Annotated in this window: 1 protein-coding gene; it reads left to right on the top strand. The window is 57.0% G+C overall.

What is annotated here, in order from left to right:
* The coding region (locus EOA38_RS33275; RefSeq protein ID WP_127301225.1) for a non-ribosomal peptide synthetase at positions 1-2,581 on the top strand (2,581 nt) is incomplete at both ends.

Here is a 2,581-nt window from a genome sequence, read left to right as displayed (position 1 = left end):
AAGTGACGCTCGCCACCGTGCTGCTTGCTGCCTATTACGTCCTGCTGCATCGTTACGGCGACCAGGACGACATCACCCTTTACGTGCCACGCCTCGGTCGTCCGGCCGGAAATTTTTCGGGGACCTTCGGCTACTTTGTGACACTGGCGGCCCTACGGCAGGATCTTTCCGAAAATTCCATTTTCCTCGACCATTTGCAGCGGGTTCGTGAGCTCATGCGCTGCGCGCGTAGCCACGAGTATTTTCCTCTTCCCCTACTGCTGGAGAAGCTAAAGCTCCCTCCTGCACCTGATCGCAACCCGCTTGCGCAAGCTGTTTTCAACTTCATCCCGGAGGCGGTGAGTTCTCTTGGCTTCAGGCGATGCGACGTCGACCTCTGCGGCTTGCCTGCGCAAATCCGACTTTGCGAGACCGACGTCTGGATCGATCTTGATTTTCGCATCCTCGCTGGAAAACAAAGCGTCCGCCTTGACGCCGTATACAATGCGGATTTGTGGGATCGCAGCACCATCGAGCGGCTGACCAAGCAGTATCAGTTGTTGCTTGAGGCGATTGCAGATGCGCCAGGGCGACGGATAGGCGATTATAGTTTTCTGACGCCAGAGGAGGAGCACCAGCTTCTGCGTGATTTTAATGACACATCTGCACCTTTTCCTTCGGACATTTGCCTGCACAACCTGATCGAAGCGCAGGCTGCCGCTTACCCAGACAATATTGCCGTCAGCTGCCCATCGGAGGCGCTCAGCTATACAGCACTTGAGCAAAGGGCAAACAGGCTTGCCCATCATTTGATTTCAAAAGGTGTGCGCCTTGGAGACGTGGTCGGCGTTCTCGTTGAGCGTTCGTGCGATCTCATTGTCGGCTTTCTAGCTGTCTTGAAGGCGGGCGCCGTCCATCTTCCTCTCGATCCTAGACTCCCACCCCAGCGCCTACATTTCATGGTGCGGGACGCTGAAGCCACTGCAGTGATCAGCAAGGCAGAGCTTACAGAACAGGCGTTCGGGGGTGCCCTGTCGGGGCGAAACATTGAAGGTGCGAATGGATGCGCGGTGGTTCTCCTCGACCAGGACCACACCGAAATCGCCCTGCACGAAGTCACTCCTCCGCACTGCCCCGCCGGTCCCTCGGATTTGGCTTACGTTATCTATACATCCGGTTCCACGGGTCAGCCGAAAGGCGTGATGGTTGAACATCGAAGCGCCTGCAACATGGCGGAGGATCTAAAACGCACCTATCAACTGAGTGCGGATAGCCGGGTACTACAGTTCGCTTCCTGCGGATTTGACGCATCGCTGTTCGATTTTATGCTGGCCTTTTCTTCTGGGGGTCGATTGTGCCTGGCGCCCCCATCAGCGGCGCTGCCCGGAGCAGAGCTTGTCGACTTCATGCGCCGTGAGCGCATTACCGCAGCCGGTCTCACACCGACAGCATGGGCCTCCTTGCCGTCTACTGATCTTCCTGATCTCACCGTGATCAAGTCAGGCGGAGAGCCGTTGCCGCCAAGCCTCGTTGAGCGATGGGGTGAGAAACGCCGCGTCTTCAATTCTTATGGGCCAACCGAAACGACCGTCTATTGCATAAGGAGCGAGGTGAAACCTGGCGGGCAGAAGCCACCCATAGGGCGCCCTGCCATCAATACCAAGGCTTACATCCTCGACCGCTATGGTAACCCGGCTCCGGTTGGCGCAATCGGCGAGCTCTGTATCGGGGGCGTCGGCCTAGCTCGCGGCTACATTAATCACAATGACCTCACGCGCGAGGTTTTCCGGCCAAACCCGTTCGATGATGATCCGCAAGCCAGGCTCTACTGGACTGGGGATCTGGCCCGGTATCGGTCAGATGGCACGATTGAGTTCCTGGGCCGAAAAGACGGACAGATCAAATTTCGCGGCATGCGGGTCGAGCTTGCCGAAATCGAGCAATGTCTGATGGAGCATAAGAACATCAAAGCATGCTGCGTCACGCTGACAAACCGTGCCGTTGAAAATGCGAGCCTGACAGCGTACGTGGTGAGGCGATCGGAAAGTTCGGAGGACATCGATGAACTCCAGGCTTTCCTGCGCGCCGCGCTGCCTGGCTACATGGTTCCCTCACAGTTCGTGTTCCTTCCACAGCTACCAACCAATCGCAGCGGCAAGATCGATCGGCGCGCTCTTCCCGAGCCGAAGAGAGACGGCTCGACATCGAAGGCCGCCACTTTACCGACTGGTGGGTTACAGACAGAAGTGGCTGACATCTGGAAGGACATTCTGCAGGTGGACTCCATCGGCGTTGAAGACAATTTCTTCGATGTTGGTGGACATTCCCTGGCCATTGTTCAGGTTCAGGCGCGTATCCACGATCGTTTGGGCATTGATTGCAAGATTCTGGATCTATTCGAGCATCCCACCATAAGAACGCTCGCAGCGCACTTGGCCGCAATTTCCGACGCCCCTCGCCTCACTTCGTATCTTGAGAAGCCAATTGGGGTGGCCGCAAGCGAAAGCAAGGCCGAACAGAACCGCAACGCTGTCGCGATCATCGGCATGGCGGGCAGGTTCCCGGGAGCGGAAAACGTCGATCAATTCTGGAACAATCTGGT

The sequence above is a fragment of the Mesorhizobium sp. M1E.F.Ca.ET.041.01.1.1 genome, assembly GCF_003997355.1.
Classification (GTDB): domain Bacteria; phylum Pseudomonadota; class Alphaproteobacteria; order Rhizobiales; family Rhizobiaceae; genus Mesorhizobium.
The sequence above is the reverse complement of the archived record's forward strand: the minus strand, read 5'-3'. Positions and strand labels throughout refer to the sequence as shown.